Source organism: Phytobacter sp. MRY16-398, assembly GCF_003925915.1.
Lineage (GTDB): Bacteria > Pseudomonadota > Gammaproteobacteria > Enterobacterales > Enterobacteriaceae > Phytobacter > Phytobacter diazotrophicus.
The window spans coordinates 5,093,393-5,112,533 of record NZ_AP018756.1; the positions used below are offsets into that span (position 1 = coordinate 5,093,393).

Annotated in this window: 18 protein-coding genes; 12 read left to right on the forward strand and 6 right to left on the reverse strand. The window is 52.9% G+C overall.

The features are described 5' to 3' along the window. Positions 1–4 precede the first annotated feature (4 nt). The 6 genes from MRY16398_RS24870 (at position 5) to opgB (ending at position 5,539) form a co-directional block, all read left to right on the forward strand. Entirely contained in the window at positions 5–460 is a 456-nt protein-coding gene (locus MRY16398_RS24870) for a MarR family winged helix-turn-helix transcriptional regulator (RefSeq protein ID WP_039078234.1), read from the forward strand. Positions 461–542: 82 nt separating this feature from the next. Then, entirely contained in the window at positions 543–971 is a 429-nt protein-coding gene (locus tag MRY16398_RS24875; RefSeq protein WP_039078233.1) for an organic hydroperoxide resistance protein, read from the forward strand. A 185-nt stretch (positions 972–1,156) separates the two neighbouring features. Next, on the forward strand, positions 1,157–1,696 hold the full coding sequence (dnaT, locus tag MRY16398_RS24880; protein ID WP_125125379.1) for a primosomal protein DnaT: 540 nt from the start codon (positions 1,157–1,159) through the stop codon (positions 1,694–1,696). A gap of 2 nt (positions 1,697–1,698) precedes the next feature. Beyond that, the gene (dnaC, locus tag MRY16398_RS24885) at positions 1,699–2,436 is read left to right on the forward strand and encodes a DNA replication protein DnaC (RefSeq protein WP_047371948.1); all 738 of its coding nucleotides are present in this window, start codon (positions 1,699–1,701) and stop codon (positions 2,434–2,436) included. Positions 2,437–2,509: 73 nt separating this feature from the next. Beyond that, entirely contained in the window at positions 2,510–3,010 is a 501-nt protein-coding gene (locus MRY16398_RS24890) for a DUF2501 domain-containing protein (RefSeq protein WP_039078230.1), read from the forward strand. A 237-nt stretch (positions 3,011–3,247) separates the two neighbouring features. Next, positions 3,248–5,539 carry a phosphatidylglycerol--membrane-oligosaccharide glycerophosphotransferase gene (gene opgB / locus MRY16398_RS24895; RefSeq protein WP_108702075.1) on the forward strand — a complete coding sequence of 764 codons (2,292 nt, stop codon included), beginning with the start codon at positions 3,248–3,250 and terminating at the stop codon, positions 5,537–5,539. Between the two features lie 139 nt (positions 5,540–5,678). On the opposite strand, the gene MRY16398_RS24900 is transcribed toward opgB, so the two are convergent. Further along, positions 5,679–6,701, reverse strand: coding sequence for a zinc-binding alcohol dehydrogenase family protein (locus MRY16398_RS24900; RefSeq protein WP_125125380.1), 1,023 nt, complete (start codon positions 6,699–6,701; stop codon positions 5,679–5,681). 139 nt (positions 6,702–6,840) lie between these two features. Here MRY16398_RS24900 and MRY16398_RS24905 point away from each other — a divergent pair, with 139 nt between their 5' ends. Both MRY16398_RS24905 and MRY16398_RS24910 read left to right on the forward strand, forming a co-directional pair. Beyond that, positions 6,841–7,755, forward strand: coding sequence for an FCD domain-containing protein (locus tag MRY16398_RS24905; RefSeq protein ID WP_039078227.1), 915 nt, complete (start codon positions 6,841–6,843; stop codon positions 7,753–7,755). A gap of 214 nt (positions 7,756–7,969) precedes the next feature. Continuing rightward, a complete protein-coding gene (locus tag MRY16398_RS24910) occupies positions 7,970–9,331 on the forward strand; it encodes an MFS transporter (protein WP_039078226.1) in 1,362 nt (453 codons plus the stop codon). A gap of 15 nt (positions 9,332–9,346) precedes the next feature. Here the strand turns inward: MRY16398_RS24910 and MRY16398_RS24915 are convergent, their stop codons facing one another. Together MRY16398_RS24915 and tsr are read right to left on the reverse strand one after the other, a co-directional pair. Then, complete coding sequence (locus tag MRY16398_RS24915) at positions 9,347–10,159, reverse strand: GNAT family N-acetyltransferase (RefSeq protein WP_125125381.1); 813 nt, start codon at positions 10,157–10,159, stop codon at positions 9,347–9,349. A gap of 83 nt (positions 10,160–10,242) precedes the next feature. Continuing rightward, entirely contained in the window at positions 10,243–11,904 is a 1,662-nt protein-coding gene (gene tsr / locus MRY16398_RS24920) for a methyl-accepting chemotaxis protein (RefSeq protein WP_125125382.1), read from the reverse strand. Between the two features lie 299 nt (positions 11,905–12,203). On the opposite strand from tsr, the gene MRY16398_RS24925 reads away from it, so the two are divergent. The 4 genes from MRY16398_RS24925 to yjiA all read left to right on the forward strand — a co-directional run bounded on the left by MRY16398_RS24925 (position 12,204) and on the right by yjiA (position 16,415). Then, positions 12,204–12,746 carry a hypothetical protein gene (locus MRY16398_RS24925; RefSeq protein WP_125125383.1) on the forward strand — a complete coding sequence of 181 codons (543 nt, stop codon included), beginning with the start codon at positions 12,204–12,206 and terminating at the stop codon, positions 12,744–12,746. 251 nt (positions 12,747–12,997) lie between these two features. Beyond that, entirely contained in the window at positions 12,998–15,151 is a 2,154-nt protein-coding gene (locus MRY16398_RS24930) for a carbon starvation CstA family protein (protein WP_071193572.1), read from the forward strand. 96 nt (positions 15,152–15,247) lie between these two features. Further along, positions 15,248–15,451, forward strand: a complete 204-nt coding sequence (locus tag MRY16398_RS24935) for a YbdD/YjiX family protein (RefSeq protein WP_039078221.1) — start codon at positions 15,248–15,250, stop codon at positions 15,449–15,451. Between the two features lie 10 nt (positions 15,452–15,461). Beyond that, positions 15,462–16,415: a GTPase gene (gene yjiA / locus MRY16398_RS24940; RefSeq protein WP_125125384.1), complete on the forward strand. Its 954-nt coding sequence runs from the start codon at positions 15,462–15,464 to the stop codon at positions 16,413–16,415. A 7-nt stretch (positions 16,416–16,422) separates the two neighbouring features. On the opposite strand, the gene MRY16398_RS24945 is transcribed toward yjiA, so the two are convergent. From MRY16398_RS24945 to MRY16398_RS24955, 3 genes are all read right to left on the reverse strand, one after another. Further along, positions 16,423–17,208, reverse strand: a complete 786-nt coding sequence (locus tag MRY16398_RS24945) for a hypothetical protein (protein WP_125125385.1) — start codon at positions 17,206–17,208, stop codon at positions 16,423–16,425. A gap of 19 nt (positions 17,209–17,227) precedes the next feature. Beyond that, positions 17,228–17,509 (reverse strand): type II toxin-antitoxin system RelB/DinJ family antitoxin, encoded by a 282-nt coding sequence (locus MRY16398_RS24950; protein ID WP_172600684.1) that lies wholly within the window; start codon positions 17,507–17,509, stop codon positions 17,228–17,230. Positions 17,510–17,582: 73 nt separating this feature from the next. Beyond that, positions 17,583–19,121 (reverse strand): DNA recombination protein RmuC, encoded by a 1,539-nt coding sequence (locus tag MRY16398_RS24955; RefSeq protein ID WP_232034362.1) that lies wholly within the window; start codon positions 19,119–19,121, stop codon positions 17,583–17,585. Positions 19,122–19,141 lie beyond the last annotated feature (20 nt).

A 19,141-nucleotide genomic window follows, 5' to 3' on the forward strand; every position in this document is an offset into this window, starting at 1 on the left:
AAACATGAAAACGAAATCAACTGAACCCGCGAATGCGCAGCTCGCGTTAGATAACCAGTTTTGTTTTGCGTTGTACTCAACAAACCTGGCGCTGCATAAGCTGTATCGGCAGTTACTGGCACCGATGAATCTGACCTACCCGCAATATCTGGTGATGCTGGTGTTGTGGGAACAAGATGACGTCACGGTGTCGGAGATTGGTGAACGCTTATTTCTGGATTCGGCAACACTTACCCCGCTGTTGAAGCGGCTGGAAAGCGCCGGGTTTATTATTCGCCAACGTTCCCGCCAGGATGAACGCCAGGTCGTCATTACCCTGAGCGAGGCAGGTCGGGAATTGCAACAACAGGCAAAAGCGATACCGAATGCGGTCATGTGCTCGTTCGATTGTGACCACAAGCATCTGATGGAGCTAAAACAGCAGCTCGAAGTATTGCGCCAACAGTTTCAGCAAGCATAAGCCCGACTGTGGACGGTTTTATGCGACCATATATATAGCGTGCTATTTTATAGTAAACGACAGTTATGAAAAGGAACCTGTTATGTCTTTAGAAAAAGTGATTTATACCGCCAAAGCCAAAGCCACCGGTGGCCGTGAAGGTCGCGCAACCTCTTCTGACGGCGTACTGGACGTCAAACTGGGTTTACCGAAAGAGATGGGTGGCGCAGGCGGTGAAGTCACCAACCCGGAGCAACTGTTTGCCGCAGGTTATTCAGCCTGCTTCCTGGGTGCGATGAAGTTCGTCTCTGGTCGCGACAAGATCGCAATTGCAAAAGACGCCTTTATCGAAGCAGAAGTGGGTATCGGTCCGCTACCGACCGGGTTTGGGATTGAGGTCAAACTCAATATCCACCTGGAAGGAATGGATGCCGCAGAGGCGAAGAAACTGGTCGATGCCGCCCATATTGTCTGCCCTTATTCTAACGCCACTCGTGGCAACGTCGATGTTACGTTAAACATCATCGCGTAATACTAAGCCGGACGGGCATTAGCCAAAGATCCGGCAGCCAGCACCATTGGGAAAACACACAGCCGGGGCAACCCGGCTTTTTCGTCTCTGCTCCCCCACGCCTCCACTGTGTTACTATGTGTCATTATGTCTGCGAAAATCTTCGCAGAACGTCTTTCTGTTATTGCCCTGTTTGAGAACGCGCTATGTCTTCCAGAATTCTGACTTCTACAGTTATCGGCATTGATGATTTTATGCGCGATCACGAAAGCGTTCTGGCGCGAACGGAAGGGGGCGCAGTCGCTGTTTTTGCCAATAACAGCCCTGCGTTTTACGCCATTACCCCCGAACGTCTGGCAGAATTGCTGGCGCTGGAGTCACGTCTGGCGCGTCCGGCCAGTGATATCACGCTGGATAACCAGTTCTATGAAGAGCCAGCCGCCGCACCGGTAAATGTTCCTATGGGGAAATTTGCCATGTATGCGGGCTGGCTGCCGGATGCGGATTTTCAACGCCTTGCGGCGCTATGGGGCATCGCCCTTGCCCACCCCGTTGCGCCGGAAGAGCTGGCGGCGTTTATTGCCTACTGGCAAGCCGAAGGGAAAGTGTTCCACCATGTGCAATGGCAGCAAAAACTGGCGCGAAGCCTCCAGATAAATCGCGCCAATCAGGGCGGCACGGCGAAACGCGACATTAACGCGATTTCCCAGCCTGACAGCCAAATTCCACCAGGTTTTAGAGGATAACGATGAAAAACGTCGCTGAACTGATGAAACGTCTGCAACGGATGATGCCTGCCAATACTCAGCCCGCGTTTAAAAACGGCGAGGAACTTATGGCCTGGCAGAAGGAACAGGGTAAGATCCGCGCCGCCGCGATTGCCCGCGAAAATCGGGCGATGAAAATGCAGCGCACGTTTAATCGCTCAGGTATCCGTCCGCTTCACCAGAACTGCTCTTTCGATAATTACAAAGTGGAATGCGAAGGCCAGATGCGCGCACTGAGCCAGGCGCGGCAGTATGTGGCTGAGTTTGATGGAAATATTGCCAGCTTTATCTTCTCCGGCAAACCGGGTACCGGTAAAAACCACCTCGCGGCCGCTATCTGCAATGAACTGCTACTGCACGGCAAATCCGTGTTGATTATCACGGTCGCTGACATCATGTCCGCCATGAAAGAGACATTTGGTAACCGTGATAACAGCGAAGAACAACTGCTTAACGATCTGAGCAGCGTGGATCTGCTGGTTATCGATGAGATCGGCATGCAAACCGAATCACGCTACGAAAAAGTGATCATTAATCAGATTGTCGATCGTCGATCTTCCTCAAAACGCCCGACAGGTATGCTCACCAACAGCAATCTGGAAGAGATGAACAAGCTCCTGGGCGAGCGTGTCATGGACAGGATGCGCCTGGGCAACAGTTTGTGGGTCATTTTTAACTGGGACAGCTACCGTAGCCGCGTCACCGGCAAAGAGTATTGAGAGTTTTCCACTCCTTAATCCGGACGCGGGCAGGTGTATAATATGCGCTTTCAGGCCACCCCAGGATTACGCCATGTCCTTTGCTAAACACCTTCTCTGCGTCGCCTTCGCCGGCGGTGCGTTTTTCACTCACGCCAGTTATGCCTCTTCCTGGCAGGACAGTCTTTCCAGCGCAGCCAGCCAGCTTAGCCAGCAGAGCGGTTCTGGCGGTCAGCAACAAGGTGGTATGTCCCTGTCTTCATTGACGGGCCTGCTCAACGGTGGCAACCAGTCACTCAGCTCAAGCACCATGAATAATGCAGCAGGCGTAATGTCTTACTGTGCCAAACATAAGCTCGCCTCACTGACTAACACGGATAACATTAAAAATCAGGTGCTGGATAAGCTTGGCCTGAATTCCCAGACAGAACAGCAGAAAGACACTAACTATCTTGAAGGCCTGCAGGGAATGTTAAACACCAAAAACGGCGAGCAGCTCAATCTGAACAATATTGGCAGCACGCCGCTGGCGGAGAAAGTGAAAACCAAAGCCTGTGACATTGTCCTGAAACAGGGCGTAAACTTCCTCTCCTGAGTTAAAAAACGTCGCGTTTGTCGCCCCACGGGCCCAGACGCGGCGCCTGCCTTTTACCTGCGTACCTTCCCTCTCCATAAAGAAAGCGACAGCGGTCATACTTAAATCTTTCTAAACCAATTCCGAATAAATCTGTATAAAGATGACACTACAATTGCAGCTATGTTACATCGCAATTAAATTGTATCCCCAAAGGATTTATGCCAGCAGGATGCTGGTGTCGTAGAGGAATGACGGTTGTCCGAGTTACTTTCTATTGTTCTATTTCTCGCGTCCGTGGCGATTTACGCCTCTAAAGCGGGCCGTAATACCTGGTGGTTCACTGCAATATTGCTGGTGCTGGGTTTCTTTGTCCTGCTAAACATCACCCTCTACGCCAGTAACTACTTCACTGGCGATGGGATCAATGATGCGGTTATCTACACGCTGACCAATAGCCTCACGGGCGCGGGGGTGCGCAAATATCTGCTGCCCGGTGCAGTTCTGGTTCTCGCCCTGACGGCGGTTTTTGGCGCGCTGGCCTGGATACTACGCCGTCGTCGCCACCGCCCTTATCACTTCGGTTACAGCCTGCTGGCACTGCTGATGGCACTGGCCTCCGTAGACGCCAGCCCGGCATTTCATCAGATTACTGAACTCGTAAAATCGCAGTCTCGTGAAGGCGATCCTGATTTCGCAGAATATTATCGCGAACCGGCGAAAAAGATCCCCAATCCAAAGCTGAACCTGGTCTATATCTACGGCGAGAGTCTGGAACGCACCTATTTCGATGATGAGGCGTTTCCCGGCCTGGCACCTGAGCTGGGCGCATTAAAAGAAGAAGGTCTGGATTTCTCGCAAACGGAACAACTGCCCGGTACGGATTACACCATTGCCGGAATGGTCGCCTCTCAGTGCGGTATCCCCCTGTTTGCGCCGTTTGAAGGTAACGCATCTGCGTCCGTTTCCAGCTTTTTCCCGCAGAACACCTGCCTTGGCGATATCCTGAAAAACTCCGGCTACCAGAACTATTTTGTTCAGGGCGCGAACCTGCGCTTTGCCGGTAAAGATGTGTTTCTTAAATCACATGGCTTTGACTATTTGGTCGGCGCAGAAGAGTTAAAAGGCGAAGTAAGCGATCCGAAATACCGCAATGACTGGGGCTTTTACGACGACACCGTGCTGGATGAAGTGTGGAAAAAGTACGAGGCGCTATCCCGTTCCGGGCAACGTTTCTCATTGTTTGCGTTAACTGTCGATACCCACCACCCGGACGGTTTTATCTCCCGAACCTGTAGTCGTAAAAGCTATAGCTATGACGGTAAACCAAACCAGTCGTTTAGCGCCGTAACCTGTAGCCAACAGCATATTGCCGCGCTGATTAACAAAATCAAAGCCTCGCCCTGGTTTAAAGATACGGTCATTGTGGTCTCTTCCGATCATCTGGCCATGAACAACACCGCCTGGAAATACCTGAACAAAGAGGATCGTAAGAACCTGTTTTTCGTTCTGCGTGGCGATGAGCCACAGCAGGACACGCTGGCCGTGAAACGCAGCACCATGGATAACGGCGCTACGGTGCTGGACATTCTCGGTGGCGATAACTACCTCGGCCTTGGGCGCAGCAGCCTGTCCGGGCAGTCGCTTTCCGGCGAGTTCCTGAATATGAAAGAGAAAATCGTCGCCTGGAAGCCCGATATCATTCGTCTGTGGAATTTCCCAAAACAGATGAAAGACTTCACTATCGATCGCGATAAAAAGATGATCGCCTTCTCCGGCAGTAATTTCCGCCTTCCACTACTGGTACGCGTGTCATCAAAACGCATCGAACCTATCCCGGAAAGCGAATACTCTGCGCCGCTGCGTTTCCAGCTCGCCGATTTCGCCCCACGCGATAACTTTGTCTGGGTTGATCAATGCTACAAGATGGCCCGCCTGTGGGCGCCGGAGCTGGTGCTTTCCACCGACTGGTGTGTATCGCAAGGGCAGCTTGGCGGTGAACAGAAAGTCCAGGCGGTCGACAAAGATCAGTGGAAAGGCAAAACCGCTTTCAAAGACACCGTCATCAGCACCGACCGTTACAAGCAAAATGTGGATATGCTCAAAATTGTCGATGACGACATCCGCTACAAAGCCGACAGCTTTGTCTTCAACGTGGCAGGCGCGCCTGAGGAAGTGAAAAAATTCAGCGGTATTTCTCGCCCGGAAAGCTGGGGACGCTGGTCGAATGCGCAGCTCGGCAACGAAGTCGAAATTGAATTTAATGACCCGTTGCCAGCATCCTTTGACCTGGTGATCACCGCAAAAGCCTATGGTGCAAACGCCAACCGCCCTATTCCGGTAAGAGTCGGCGATGAGGAACAAACGCTGATGCTGGGCAACGATGTTTCCACTACCACGTTACGTTTCAACAACCCGACACGCAGCAATACGCTGGTAATTGTGCCGCCGGAACCCGAGTCGACCAATGAGGGGAATATTCTCGGCCACTCTCCACGTAAACTCGGTATCGGGATGGTGGAAATCAAAGTCGTTGAATCCGCAGGATAAAAAAATGCGCCCGAAATACCCTGGGCGCTGAATAGCAATCGTTATTGCTGCCTGTCTTTGCAACCTATCCTCCGCTGGCGGATGAATACCCCGCGACAGCCTCTGCCTCAAGCCACAACACCTGAGTGCCGAAAGGCACTCAGAAATGAATAACCCCTTTGATCAATTCGCGGTTGTTAATCACCTGCTGTTCGTAGATTTCTGCCAGCGCGTGAAACGCATAGCGGTGTGTCAACATCATTTGTGCGGTGATCTTCCCTTCCGCCATCAAACGCCCGACTTTGGCAAAATCCTCCTCCGTCGCGTTACGGCTACCCATCATGGTGGTCTCTTTTTTGTGGAATTCCGGATCGGAAAACTGCAAATCCCCTTTAAATAGCCCCACAAAGGTGATGCTGCCGCCGTGGCGAATCAGGTTCACCGTGTTATTCATCGCCTGCTGATTACCCGTTGCATCAATGACTTTTTGCGCTAGCGAACCGCCAAAGGCGGCGCGCAAAAGGGCTTCAAAATCTGCCGAGGAAGGATCGAGGGTCACCAGATCCAGATGTTTTTCGACATGTGCACGGCGGGCCGCGCAGGTGTCGGCAACCAGCACCTGCGCGCCATCGGCGTTGGCAATAGCCGCCGCCCCCAGCCCGATTGGCCCCGCCCCCACAACCAGCACCTGTTCCCCTGGCTGGATCGCGGCACGGCGCACCGCATGGGCACTGATCGCATAAGGTTCAATCAATGCGGCGGCTTCCGGGTCGATGCCCTCGGCCACCAGCAGGTTTGCCACCGGCACGCTCAGGAACTCGCTAAAGCCGCCATCCTGATGCACACCGATCACCGAGATGTTCTCACAGCAGTTGGTGCGCCCACTACGGCAGGCCGGGCATTTACGACAGGCAACGTAAGGAATAACCGCAACCTGCTGACCATTATGCAAATGGTTTATTTTTTTCCCCAGACCAACAATCTCGCCACATATTTCGTGGCCTAAAACACGTGGATAACTAAAAAAAGGTTGATTACCTGCCCAGGCATGAATATCCGTTCCACATATCCCTACTGTTTTTATTTTTATTAACGCTTCATTATCGCCAGGCATTGGAATTTCACGTTTTTTCCAAATCATTACTTTTGGTTCCTGGCATACCAGTGTATTCATTGTGGTCATTATTCATTCTCCCGTATTTCTTGTTGCTCCAGATATCAGGGAAAAGCAGAAACAAAACGAAACCGGCGTGCTGAATTGTGAAACTCAGCCCATAAAAATGTTTTAAATAGGTTTTTAATAATAAAAAACAGGAGACACGATGAGCCGTTCGCAAAACTTACGCCATAACGTAATTAATCAGGTGATTGATGATATGGCGCGTGGTCATATTCCATCCCCGCTGCCCACGCAAAACGCGCTGGCAGAAATGTATAACATCAGCCGCACAACCGTACGGCACCTGCTGTCGCATCTGTGTGAGTGCGGGGTTCTGGTCAAGTCCGAAGGCGCCTGGTGCATTATCCGCAAACCGACGCAGGACGATGGCTTCAACTGCATCAGCGCGCCGCTGGCCGAGCAGAATCGTCTCTTTGAGCAAGCATTCTTTACCATGATTAACCAGCGCCAGCTGCGCGCAGGCGAATCTTTTTCCGAGCTACAACTGGCGCGTGCGGCAGGTGTCAGCCCGGTGGTGGTACGGGAATATTTGCTCAAATTTGGCCGTTATAATCTCATTGAGAATGAAAAACGCGGCCAGTGGAGCATGAAACAGTTCGACCAGCGCTACGCCGAACAGCTTTTTGAACTGCGGGAGATGCTGGAAACCCATGCCCTGCAGCATTTCCTGAATCTGCCCGCAGATGACCCTCGCTGGCTGAGTGCCAAAACGCTGCTCGAACGCCACCGTATGCTGCGCGATAGTATCGGCGATAGCTTTCGCATGTTTTCGCAACTGGATCGGGATTTTCACGCGTTATTGCTTTCCGCTGCCGATAATATCTTTTTTAATCAATCACTTGAAATCATATCCGTTATCTTCCATTTTCATTATCAGTGGGATGAAAGTGACCTGAAGCAGCGCAATATCATCGCCATTGATGAACATATGACCATCCTCAGCGCCCTGCTTTGCCGCAGCGATCTTGATGCCACATGTGCGTTGCGCAACCATCTGCATACCGCTAAAGAATCCATGATCCGTTCTATTCAGCAATCCCTTGCCGCTCACTATTAAGTACCAATTAAAAACAGCAAATTTCAATCGGGAGCACGCTTCTGCTAAAAGGCAAAGAACTAAAAATAACACCGCTCCTATCCTTTGATTAAGTCGACTGAATTAACTGGATGTAAGTGAGTGGTGTCAGATTTATTAATCTGGCATCGGGATTGATATTTTCTCCTTCACTGATAAAGCGCGAAGAGAGATAAGTAACATTTTGGAGTCAGGCGTGGAAAAAAACGATATTACCCTCGACCCACGGACAACGTTTGATAAAACAACCGAAGCGGATATTCCTGTTCCGCCAGATGGCTTATTAAAACGTAGCGCCCGAATTAAGCGAATCCAAACCACAGCGATGCTTTTATTATTTTTTGCTGCGGTTATCAATTATCTCGACAGAAGCTCATTATCGGTCGCGAATTTAACCATTCGCCAGGAGTTAGGGCTAAGTGCAACCGAAATTGGCGCCCTGCTTTCCGTCTTTTCACTGGCTTACGGTATCGGACAGCTCCCGTGTGGCCCTCTGCTTGACCGCAAAGGTCCGCGTATCATGCTCGGCTTAGGCATGTTTTTCTGGTCGCTCTTCCAGGCGCTTTCCGGCATGGTGCACAGTTTTACTCAATTCGTACTGGTACGTATCGGCATGGGACTGGGTGAAGCGCCAATGAATCCGTGCGGCGTCAAAGTCATCAACGACTGGTTCAACATTAAAGAGCGTGGCCGCCCGATGGGCTTCTTTAACGCCGCATCGACCATTGGCGTCGCCATTAGCCCGCCTATTCTTGCCGCAATGATGCTAATGATCGGCTGGCGCGGCATGTTTATCGTGATTGGCGTGCTGGGGATTTTCCTCGCTATTGGCTGGTATATGCTCTATCGCAACCGCGAAGATTTGCAGCTAACCGGCGTTGAACAGGCCTATCTGAATGCCGGTAGTGTCAATGCCCGACGCGATCCGCTGAGTTTCGCAGAATGGCGCAGCCTGTTTCGTAACCGAACCATGTGGGGCATGATGCTTGGCTTTAGCGGTATCAACTACACCGCCTGGCTCTACCTTGCCTGGCTGCCTGGTTATCTGCAAACCTCTTACAATCTCGATTTGAAAAGTACCGGCATGATGGCCGCGATCCCCTTCCTGTTTGGCGCCGCCGGGATGCTGACCAACGGTTACGTCACCGACTGGCTGGTAAAGCGCGGTATGGCGCCGATCAAAAGCCGCAAAATCAGTATCATCACCGGGATGCTCTGCTCCGCCGCTTTTACTTTCGTCGTACCGGAGGCCACAACCTCCATGGCCGCCGTCTTGCTGATTGGCATGGCGCTGTTCTGCATCCACTTTGCGGGCACATCATGCTGGGGATTGATCCACGTCGCAGTGGCATCAAGAATGACCGCCTCAGTAGGCAGTATCCAGAACTTCGCGAGCTTTATCTGCGCCTCATTTGCACCGATTGTCACCGGATTTATCGTCGATACGACCCAGTCATTCCGTCTGGCGCTGATTATCTGCGGCTGCGTGACAGTCCTCGGCGCCATTGCTTATGTGGTGCTGGTTCGCCAACCGATCAGCGATCCGAAGCAAAACTAACGAACAAACGGGCGATTACAACATCGCCCGCATTTCAATTTGACTGATGTTCATCGTGCAATACCCCGCAGAGGAAAACAGCGGGGTGAAGGATTCCGGCACCGCCACACTGGTCGTTAATCCAGGGAAGTGATGATTGAGGGTGATCAGCATCTCACGGGCAAAGCCTTTGTGGCGGTACTCCGGCTCGACATAAAGAAAGCGCAGTTGCGGAGCATCCATCAGCGTTGAAATGGCCGCATACGCATGCTTACGATACTCAAAAGCCCGGCAAGGAAGGGTAATGACGCAAAGAGGATCAAGCTGCCAGGGTAGCGTGTTCTTTACCTCAGCCACGGATCGCCAGAGCAGCTCAAGGGGATTGCACTCCCGCAACAGGTTCTCTGGGATAGCGGTAAACGTATTGCCCTGATAGCCCCGCAGCACCCGCTGTTGCTCAAAACCCACTGACCGATACAGACCGATCCCCGTCTGGTTGTCTGCAAGCACCTCCAGCCACATCTGCTGAACGCCCTTTGCCTTCAACCTGTCAATTAAGGGCACCAACAGCCGCTTACTTACCCCATTCCCCCTGTATGCCGGGCGCAGGGCAAAGGCGGCCAGCCGCGCGGATTCGGTACGCCGGGTGATAAGGGCAATAGCCACAAGCTTTTCGCCTTCCCACCAGACACAAGAGTCGGTCAGACTAATATCTTCTGCGCCGAAACGCAGCGCAAAACGCTCAGGGGTAAGAGAGATGGGAATACGGTAGCCTTCAAAGCACTCCCCTAAAAAAGCAGAAAGCTGCTCGCTACTGTAGTGAAGGGCAGAAACGGCGGTCAGATTCATAGTGCTCCTCCGGGCGGAAAAACCAAGGATAGCACGATGAAAAAAGATAAAGTGCGCCCCGCGTCAGCAGGGCGCGAGGTTTATCAGAAGGTTTCCCAGTTTTCGTCGCCAACCGCCGCTTTACGCGGCATTGGGCTTGCAGATGGGGTTTTCAGCGTGGATGCCGCAACCGGTGCTTCGCGGGATACGCGACGGGTACGGAACACGGCAACCGCCTGCGTCAGACGGCTGGCCTGTTCTTCCAGCGCGGCAGCCGCAGCGGCAGATTCTTCTACCAGTGAGGCGTTCTGCTGGGTCACACGGTCCATTTCTGCTACAGCCAGACCCACCTGATCGATACCACGGCTCTGCTCATCGGAGGCAGAGGCGATTTCGCCCATGATGTCGGTGACGCGGGTTACCGCACTGACAATCTCGTCCATGGTTTCACCGGCGCTTTCCACCAGCGTAGAGCCCAGCTCAACACGACCGACAGAGTCTTCAATCAGACTCTTGATTTCACGCGCCGCCTGCGCACTGCGCTGGGCCAGGTTACGAACCTCCCCAGCAACCACCGCAAAGCCACGCCCCTGCTCGCCAGCACGTGCGGCTTCTACCGCGGCGTTCAGCGCCAGAATGTTGGTCTGGAAAGCAATGCCATCGATCACGCTGATAATATCGGCAATTTTCTGCGAACTGGCGGTAATGTCACGCATTGTCTGCACAACGTTATCCACCACTTTACCGCCTTTCTGCGCGGTATCGGATGCGCTTTTCGCCAGATGACTGGCCTGACGGGCGTTTTCGGCGTTCTGTTTCACCGTTGCGGTCAGTTCTTCCATACTGGCGGCAGTCTCTTCCAGCGAAGCAGCCTGCTGTTCAGTACGGGAAGAGAGATCGTTGTTACCTGCAGAGATTTCGCTTGCGCCGCTGTAAATGGCATCGGCACCGTTACGAACATCGCCTACGGTACGCACCAGCTCAGCCTGCATATGACGAAGGCTGGAGGCCAGTTGGCCCATTTCGTTGCTACCGTGCACATCGATAGTCTGTTCCAGATCGCCACCGGCAATATGGCGGATGTTTTCAATCAGATGATTCATCGGACCGATAACACCACGCTTAATGCCCAGCCATACAGCGACAATCACCACCAGTACGACCAACAGGACACTAATAATTATCCATACGGCAGTGGAGTAAGAGCCGTTACTCTCTTCGACCGCGATAGCATACAGACGGTCGTTTTGCTGCAAGTAGTCAAGGTACGGCTTCTCAAAGGCGTCCTGATAGCCCTGCGTCGGCTGATCAAAGAACTCATTGATTTTGCCTGCGCCCAGCAACTGAATCAGCTCAGCCAGCGCATTGTGGTAAATATCATAAGTACGGTTGATTTCCGCTGCCGCAGCCTCGTTCTGGCGCGGATCGCGAGGTAAAGCTTGATACTCTTTCCAGTGCGTTTCCGCCTGCTTTAACGAGTTGCTGGCGATCTGCATCAGATCGTTCACCGTTGCACCGCTACCAATCTGGTTCTGATCCATCATGTAACGGATCCCGGCGCGGTTGAGCGTGTTACGCGTCTGCAAAAGCGCCACCCAACTGGCGTTGAGCGTGGATTGCTGCTGACGAATAGTCTGCAACACAGTGAAGTTTTCTTTGTCGTGCTTAAGTGCGTTAAAGAATAAGCCGCCAGATGTGAGCTGCAAAAGACCAAAAAGTCCCAGTACAAAAAGTAAACTGGTGACAAGTTTCATACGATTCAACATGTTTTCTATCTTCCATTAGCCAGGTAACAGTTTTTCGGCCTGACCAGAGAAAACTTTATGGTGGATCGTATTGAGCATTTGTCTAAAGACGAACGTCGAGTAAACAGTAAGCATCCACAGTATTTAGTCTAAAACGTCGATATAAAGGAAATAAACGAGCATGGAATAATACGTTTCGCTAAAAATTTCACTTTAAAAGCCGAAAAACTGGATAATTCCCTCTGGCATTAAGAATAATCTTCCCCCTTAAGCGACTCACTGCTTTAATAGGTTACCTCTTTTAACTCAAGGACTTAAAAGTGATTAACCGCGATTTTGATCATTTATCAACTCTGTTACATTTGTTTTTCACTCGCCAGGATATTCAGCAAAAATTGAATATAATCGACCAGCATAATATTTCCGGCTGGGAAATCTGGATGCAAATTGAGTTCGCTAACCTGCTGGCTTCCACCGACCACGAATGGTGGCGCGAGATCAGCCTGGAGTGCGACAAACGCATGCATCCGCAGCGCGATTCACTGCGCACTGACTTCTTGCTGAGGAAAAAAGGCTGGACGGTGGATAGCTACATCGCTCTGGAAATAAAGCAAAATATTGACCCCACCAGTTGCGTCAGAAATATGATCCTCGACCTTGAAAAATCAGCAAAAATAAGGCGTTCTGAGATCGATCTGCGCAGCTTCTGGACCTTAGGTATTACGCGAACCATTGACGCTGAGCGGTTAGACGCACTGATTGATAATTACCTCCAGGATAAATATTACCAGACCAAAAGCAGAGAGAAGCACGTACTGTTGGCCCCTATCGAAAATACTCCCTACTGCTATATCGTGATCTGACCGTTTGCTCGCAGGCCCTTTTTATCAACGCCTGCGAGCCCGCGGCTCCACGTGATCCTTATCACATATTTTCAGCCGCTTAGCGCCGTATAAAACCGCTTATCCGCTTAGCTGACCGCTTACCCCGCTATTCATACCACTCAATCAGATCGCGCCCTTTTTACGCTTGTAATTTGCCATGATCGTCACCAGCAAGGCCGTCTTTTAACACATCAACTCCGATTTCATTTTTCTTGATAATCAGGTCTGACATGGATACTAAAAAGCTATTCAAACATATACCCTGGGTGCTCCTCGGCATCCTCGGCGCCTTCTGCTTATCCGTCATTGCTTTACGACGCGGTGAGCACGTCAGTGCGCTGTGGATCGTGGTCGCTTCCGTTTCTGTGTACCTCGTGGCGTATCGCTACTACAGCTTGTACATCGCGCAAAAGGTGATGAAGCTCGATCCGACACGTTCTACCCCGGCTGTTATTAATAATGACGGCCTGAACTACGTCCCCACCAACCGTTACGTCCTGTTTGGTCACCACTTTGCCGCTATCGCAGGCGCTGGTCCGCTGGTCGGCCCGGTGCTGGCAGCGCAAATGGGCTACCTGCCGGGTACCCTGTGGCTGCTGGCAGGCGTTGTGCTGGCAGGTGCGGTGCAAGACTTTATGGTGCTGTTTATCTCTTCACGCCGTAACGGCGCCTCTCTGGGTGAGATGGTGAAAGAAGAGATGGGCCGCGTGCCAGGGACTATCGCCCTGTTTGGCTGCTTCTTAATCATGATCATCATCCTCGCCGTGCTGGCGCTGATCGTGGTAAAAGCCCTCGCAGAAAGCCCGTGGGGCGTGTTCACCGTTTGCTCCACTGTACCGATTGCCCTGTTTATGGGTATCTACATGCGATTCCTGCGCCCAGGCCGCGTGGGTGAAGTGTCGGTCATTGGTATCGTGCTGCTGGTGGCCTCCATCTACTTCGGCGGCATCATCGCCCACGACCCGTACTGGGGCCCGGCGCTGACCTTCAAAGACACCACCATCACCTTCGCGCTGATTGGTTATGCCTTCATCTCTGCGCTACTGCCGGTATGGCTGATCCTCGCACCGCGTGACTATCTGGCAACTTTCCTGAAAATCGGCGTTATCGTGGGTCTGGCGCTGGGTATTGTTATCCTCAACCCGGAACTGAAAATGCCTGCGGTCACGCAGTACATCGACGGTACCGGCCCGCTGTGGAAAGGTGCGCTGTTCCCGTTCCTGTTTATCACCATCGCCTGTGGCGCGGTCTCTGGCTTCCATGCGCTGATCGCTTCCGGTACCACGCCGAAACTGCTGGCGAATGAAACCGACGCGCGTTTTATCGGTTACGGCGCCATGCTGATGGAGTCCTTCGTTGCGGTGATGGCGCTGGTTGCGGCATCCATCATTGAACCGGGTCTCTACTTTGCAATGAACACCCCGCCTGCTGGCCTTGGCATCACAATGCCGAACCTGCATGAGCTGGGCGGCGACAACGCACCGATGATTCTGGCGCAGTTGAAAGATGTCACCGCGCACGCGGCGGCAACGGTAAGCTCCTGGGGCTTTGTTATCTCCCCTGAGCAGATTCTGCAAACGGCTAAAGATATCGGCGAACCGTCCGTACTGAACCGCGCAGGCGGCGCACCGACGCTGGCTGTGGGTATCGCCCACGTGTTCCACAAAATCATGCCGATGGCGGACATGGGCTTCTGGTACCACTTCGGTATCCTGTTTGAAGCACTGTTCATCCTGACTGCGCTGGACGCCGGTACCCGTGCTGGCCGCTTTATGCTGCAGGATCTGCTGGGTAACTTCGTGCCGTTCCTCAAGAAAACCGACTCACTGGTCGCCGGTATTATCGGTACCGCAGGTTGCGTTGGGCTGTGGGGCTACCTGCTGTATCAGGGTGTGGTTGACCCGCTGGGCGGCGTGAAAAGTCTGTGGCCGTTGTTCGGTATCTCTAACCAGATGCTGGCGGCTGTCGCGCTGATGCTGGGTACGGTGGTGCTGGTGAAAATGCAGCGCACCAAATACATCTGGGTCACCGTGGTTCCTGCGCTGTGGCTGCTGCTGTGCACCACCTGGGCGCTGGGTTTGAAACTGTTCAGCGCCAACCCGCAACTGGAAGGCTTTCTGTACATGGCTAACCAGTACAAAGAGAAGATTGCTGCCGGTGGCTCTGATCTGACCGCACAGCAGATTGCCAACATGAACCATATCGTGGTGAATAACTACACCAACGCAGGTCTGAGTATTCTGTTCCTGGTGGTCGTGTACAGCATCATCTTCTACGGTATCAAGACCTGGTTGAACGTGCGTAACAACACCGTACGTACCGACAAAGAAACCCCGTATGTCCCGGTACCGGAAGGCGGCGTGAAGACCTCTTCACATCACTAAAAAAACGGCGGGTGGCGCTGCGCTTACCCGCCCTGCAAGGTTCTGTAGGCCCGGTAAAGCGTAGCGCCACCGGGCTTTTTCTTATCAGGATGCGTTATGTTTGGTAACTTAGGTCAGGCCAAAAAATACCTCGGCCAGGCGGCAAAAATGCTGATTGGCATCCCGGATTACGACAACTACGTCGAACATATGAAAACCAATCATCCGGATAAACCCTGGATGACGTACACTGAGTTTTTCCGCGAACGTCAGGAAGCGCGCTACGGCGGAAGTGGAGAAGGTGGCGTGCGCTGCTGCTAAAGGAGAGAACATGACACCGATTGCTGTCACCCTGTTAACCGGTTTTCTTGGCGCCGGCAAAACCACCCTGCTGCGTCATATCCTCAACGAGCAGCACGGCTTCAAAATCGCCGTTATCGAAAATGAATTCGGTGAAGTCTCGGTTGACGATCAACTGATTGGCGACCGCGCCACGCAGATCAAAACGCTCACCAACGGCTGTATTTGTTGTACCCGTTCCAGCGAGCTGGAAGACGCGCTGCTGGATTTACTCGATAGCCTCGATCGCGGTGACGTCGCCTTTGATCGCCTGGTGATCGAGTGCACCGGTATGGCCGATCCCGGTCCGATTATCCAGACCTTCTTTTCCCATGAGATCCTCTGTCAGCGTTACCTGTTAGATGGCGTGATCGCGCTGGTGGATGCCGTCCATGCGGATGAGCAGATGAATCAGTTCACCATCGCCCAGTCGCAGATAGGCTATGCCGACCGTATTCTGCTGACCAAAACCGATGTCGCCGGTGAAAGTGAAAAACTGCGCGAACGTCTGGGCCGCATCAACGCCCGCGCGCCGATTTATACCGTCACCCACGGCGATATCAATCTCGGCCAGTTGTTTAACACCAACGGCTTTATGCTGGAAGAGAACATCACCTCAAGCCCACGTTTCCACTTTATTGCGGACAAGCAGAACGACGTCTCATCGATTGTGGTGGAGCTGGATTATCCGGTCGATATCAGCGACGTTTCCAGGGTAATGGAAAACCTGCTGCTGTCGTTTGCCGACAAGTTATTACGCTATAAGGGCATGTTGTGGATTGATGGCGAGCCCAACCGCCTGCTGTTCCAGGGCGTACAGCGGCTTTACAGCGCCGACTGGGACCGCCCGTGGGGCGACGAGCCGCCGCACAGCACGCTGGTGTTTATCGGCATTCAACTGCCGGAACAGGAAATCCGCGACGCCTTTGCCGGGCTGAAAGCCTGACGTCATACTACACAAAAACCAGTTTACCGACCTTCGCCAGTAAACTGGCTTTTGCCTGATCCAGCAGGTCCGCATTGGTGCGACTCGACAGCGTATCGCGCGCTTTAAGCCCCAGAAAATAGCTAATCCGCTCCATATTGGCCCCGGACGGATGCGGCAATCCCGACAATATCCGCGCCTCGTCCAGCACGCCCCGACTGGCCAGCAGGTTTACCCCTTCGGTCGCCACCGGCCCCAGCGGAATAAATACCGCTTTTTTCAGCACCGCCGCTTCCTGGGCGAATCCTTCATCAATTGACGCTCTCAATAACGCGGAGCGGGAAAAATGCGGCGTGCCGTTGTAATTGACGCCTTTGACAAACAGCGGCTGGGTATACAGCGACGTGCAATGTACCAGCCCGGTATGGTCGGTAAAAAGCTGCGCCGTGGAATCCAGCGAGAGCATCTGTGCCAGGCCAATACCATCCAGCAATTTGACCAGGTTATTACGCAGCGGCCCGCTAAAGGCCCCATGTTTTTTCGCCTCACGTAACGCCAGCGCGTCATCTCCGCCCTCACGCAGCACTTTCTGCGCTGTCATTACCGCGTTATACCACTGCACATATCCCGGCGTTATCCCCACCAGCACCACCAGCGCACGGGTATTTACCGCATCAAAAGGGATGTAGTACTGCGCGAGGTTTCCCTCCTGCGCCAGCAAAAATTCCGCAGGTAACTCACCGGGCGTTTTGCGACCGGAAAAAGTGACGATAGCGTCGCGAAAGCGGGACAAATTAGCAGAAATAGCGCTCATGGTTTCTTTTCACCCGGGGTTAGTCCGTTTGCTTTTTACCATGATTCAGGCTGTCCATAAGCTGCTCTGCACTCTCAAAGCGTCCATGCCGGTGCGTAATAATTTCATCTGCTTCGTTCATTGCTACTCGCAGACGGGCAGTCGGTTTACGGGTTACTTCAAAAGGTAGCCCTTCATGTTTTATGATTTGCTCAGCAAACAAGCGGATAGCCACACTCCAACTCAGTCCACACTCTTCCAGCACGGTAGCAGCTCGTTCTTTCAACTCTTTGTCGATACGCGATCGGATAACAGAATCCATATATCCCCCATTCATTTTGTAGCCACATTGTAGCCACAAAAAACACGGATGGAAATCTGAAAACACCCATTCCTTAGCCCTCGTTAACGGCTTGCGAAGGCGTTTCGGGCAGTACGGCCGCGTCTCCCTCTACAGCGGTGGGCTCCTGTATCGCTTCGACGATCATCGCCATCCGTTCGTGCTCGAAATCACGGTGGGAAATCTCAAGCTTCGGTAGCTCCTTGTTGACCTTCTCGGAGAGTTTGCCAAAGCGCTCCACTCTGCCATACAGCCCCTGACTACCCACCAACGAGGTCACGGTGGCGTTGTACTGGTTGCTGGCGGTGGTCAGTGTGCCGCCAAGCTTGCTTAAGCGCTCTGCCACCAGGCAAACGGTATTGAAGATTTCCCCGGCACGTTCACTGATTTCCCGCGCTTCGCTGTTGCTGCGTTCAATCATCCATAGATTAGAGACGGTACGCAGAATCGGAATCAGCGTGGTATGGGAGACCAGCACAATCCCTTTGCGGTAGCCGTATTCAAACAACCCTTTATTCGTTTTCAGCGCCTCAATATAGGCCGCTTCGATGGGCATAAACATCAGTACAAAGCTCGGGCTTCGAATACCCGCCAGGTTGGTGTAATCCTTCGACGCCAGATCATCGATGTGGCGGCGTACCGCCATGATGTGCTCATCCATCGCGTGCTGCTGCGCTTGTGGCGTTTCGGCCGAACAGGCGCGATCATAGGCATTCAGCGACACTTTACTGTCGATAATGATGTGCTTATTGTCCGGCAAGCGGATCAGGTAGTCCGTCTGTTTCCTGCGTCCGTTTTCGTCTGTAAAAGCGCTCTGCACCTCGAAGTGCTCTTTTTCCACCAGCCCGCTCATCTCCAGGGTACGGCGCAATTGCGCTTCGCCCCAGGCACCACGCTGTTGGGAATCGCCTTTCAGCGCCGAGGTCAGGTTGGTCGCCTCGGTACTCATTTTCAGACCGACATCGAGCACCTTTTTAATCTCCGCATTCAAATCGGCATTGCCGCGAATGGAGGCGTCGTGCACTTCATTGATCCGTTTCTGAAAGCCCTCAATTTGCTCGCGAAACGGCTTAAGCATGTCATCCAGGCTGTTTTTGCTGGTGGTGGTGAAGGTTTTGCCCTTCTCTTCGAAAATCTTATTGGCGATATTTTCAAACTCGCGCGACAGGGATTTTTTGGTCTCTTCCAGGCTGGCAAACTGTTCGCGGAAATGGTGCTCGCGCTGTTCAAGCGTGGTTTTCAGCTCGGTATAGTCATGGTCGAGCTGGCCCGACAGACGACGCTCTTCTTCCAGTTGCGCTTCTGTTCTGGCCAGACGCTGCAAGAGCTCATCCGCTCGCCCTTTCAGATCGCTAATTTGCTGGCGCATGGCGCTGACGTCGATATCCCGCTGATGCTTTTCCTCGCGCGCCGCGTCAGTTTTGGCTTCCTGCTCACGCAGCAGTTTCTTGGTTGCCGCCAGCTCGTCCTCCGCCAGCTCATGGTCATGCTCCAGCGCGGCCATTTTGCGGGTAAATGTCTGTTGGGTGAGAAGCCAGCCAAACGCGCCCCCCAGCAGGGCGGCAATCACAGCGGCAATCATCGTAAGCGTCATGTCAGAGCATCCTTTATCCA

Excerpts from the sequence above, each read along its gene's own strand:
- MRY16398_RS24870 (WP_039078234.1), top strand. The coding sequence starts at position 5 with ATGAAAACGAAATCAACTGAACCCGCGAATGCGCAGCTCGCGTTAGAT.
- MRY16398_RS24875 (WP_039078233.1), top strand. The coding sequence starts at position 543 with ATGTCTTTAGAAAAAGTGATTTATACCGCCAAAGCCAAAGCCACCGGT.
- dnaT (WP_125125379.1), top strand. The coding sequence starts at position 1,157 with ATGTCTTCCAGAATTCTGACTTCTACAGTTATCGGCATTGATGATTTT.
- dnaC (WP_047371948.1), top strand. The coding sequence starts at position 1,699 with ATGAAAAACGTCGCTGAACTGATGAAACGTCTGCAACGGATGATGCCT.
- MRY16398_RS24890 (WP_039078230.1), top strand. The coding sequence starts at position 2,510 with ATGTCCTTTGCTAAACACCTTCTCTGCGTCGCCTTCGCCGGCGGTGCG.
- MRY16398_RS24900 (WP_125125380.1), bottom strand. The coding sequence starts at position 6,701 with ATGACCACAATGAATACACTGGTATGCCAGGAACCAAAAGTAATGATT.
- MRY16398_RS24905 (WP_039078227.1), top strand. The coding sequence starts at position 6,841 with ATGAGCCGTTCGCAAAACTTACGCCATAACGTAATTAATCAGGTGATT.
- MRY16398_RS24915 (WP_125125381.1), bottom strand. The coding sequence starts at position 10,159 with ATGAATCTGACCGCCGTTTCTGCCCTTCACTACAGTAGCGAGCAGCTT.
- tsr (WP_125125382.1), bottom strand. The coding sequence starts at position 11,904 with ATGTTGAATCGTATGAAACTTGTCACCAGTTTACTTTTTGTACTGGGA.
- MRY16398_RS24930 (WP_071193572.1), top strand. The coding sequence starts at position 12,998 with ATGGATACTAAAAAGCTATTCAAACATATACCCTGGGTGCTCCTCGGC.
- MRY16398_RS24935 (WP_039078221.1), top strand. The coding sequence starts at position 15,248 with ATGTTTGGTAACTTAGGTCAGGCCAAAAAATACCTCGGCCAGGCGGCA.
- yjiA (WP_125125384.1), top strand. The coding sequence starts at position 15,462 with ATGACACCGATTGCTGTCACCCTGTTAACCGGTTTTCTTGGCGCCGGC.
- MRY16398_RS24945 (WP_125125385.1), bottom strand. The coding sequence starts at position 17,208 with ATGAGCGCTATTTCTGCTAATTTGTCCCGCTTTCGCGACGCTATCGTC.
- MRY16398_RS24950 (WP_172600684.1), bottom strand. The coding sequence starts at position 17,509 with ATGGATTCTGTTATCCGATCGCGTATCGACAAAGAGTTGAAAGAACGA.
- MRY16398_RS24955 (WP_232034362.1), bottom strand. The coding sequence starts at position 19,121 with ATGACGCTTACGATGATTGCCGCTGTGATTGCCGCCCTGCTGGGGGGC.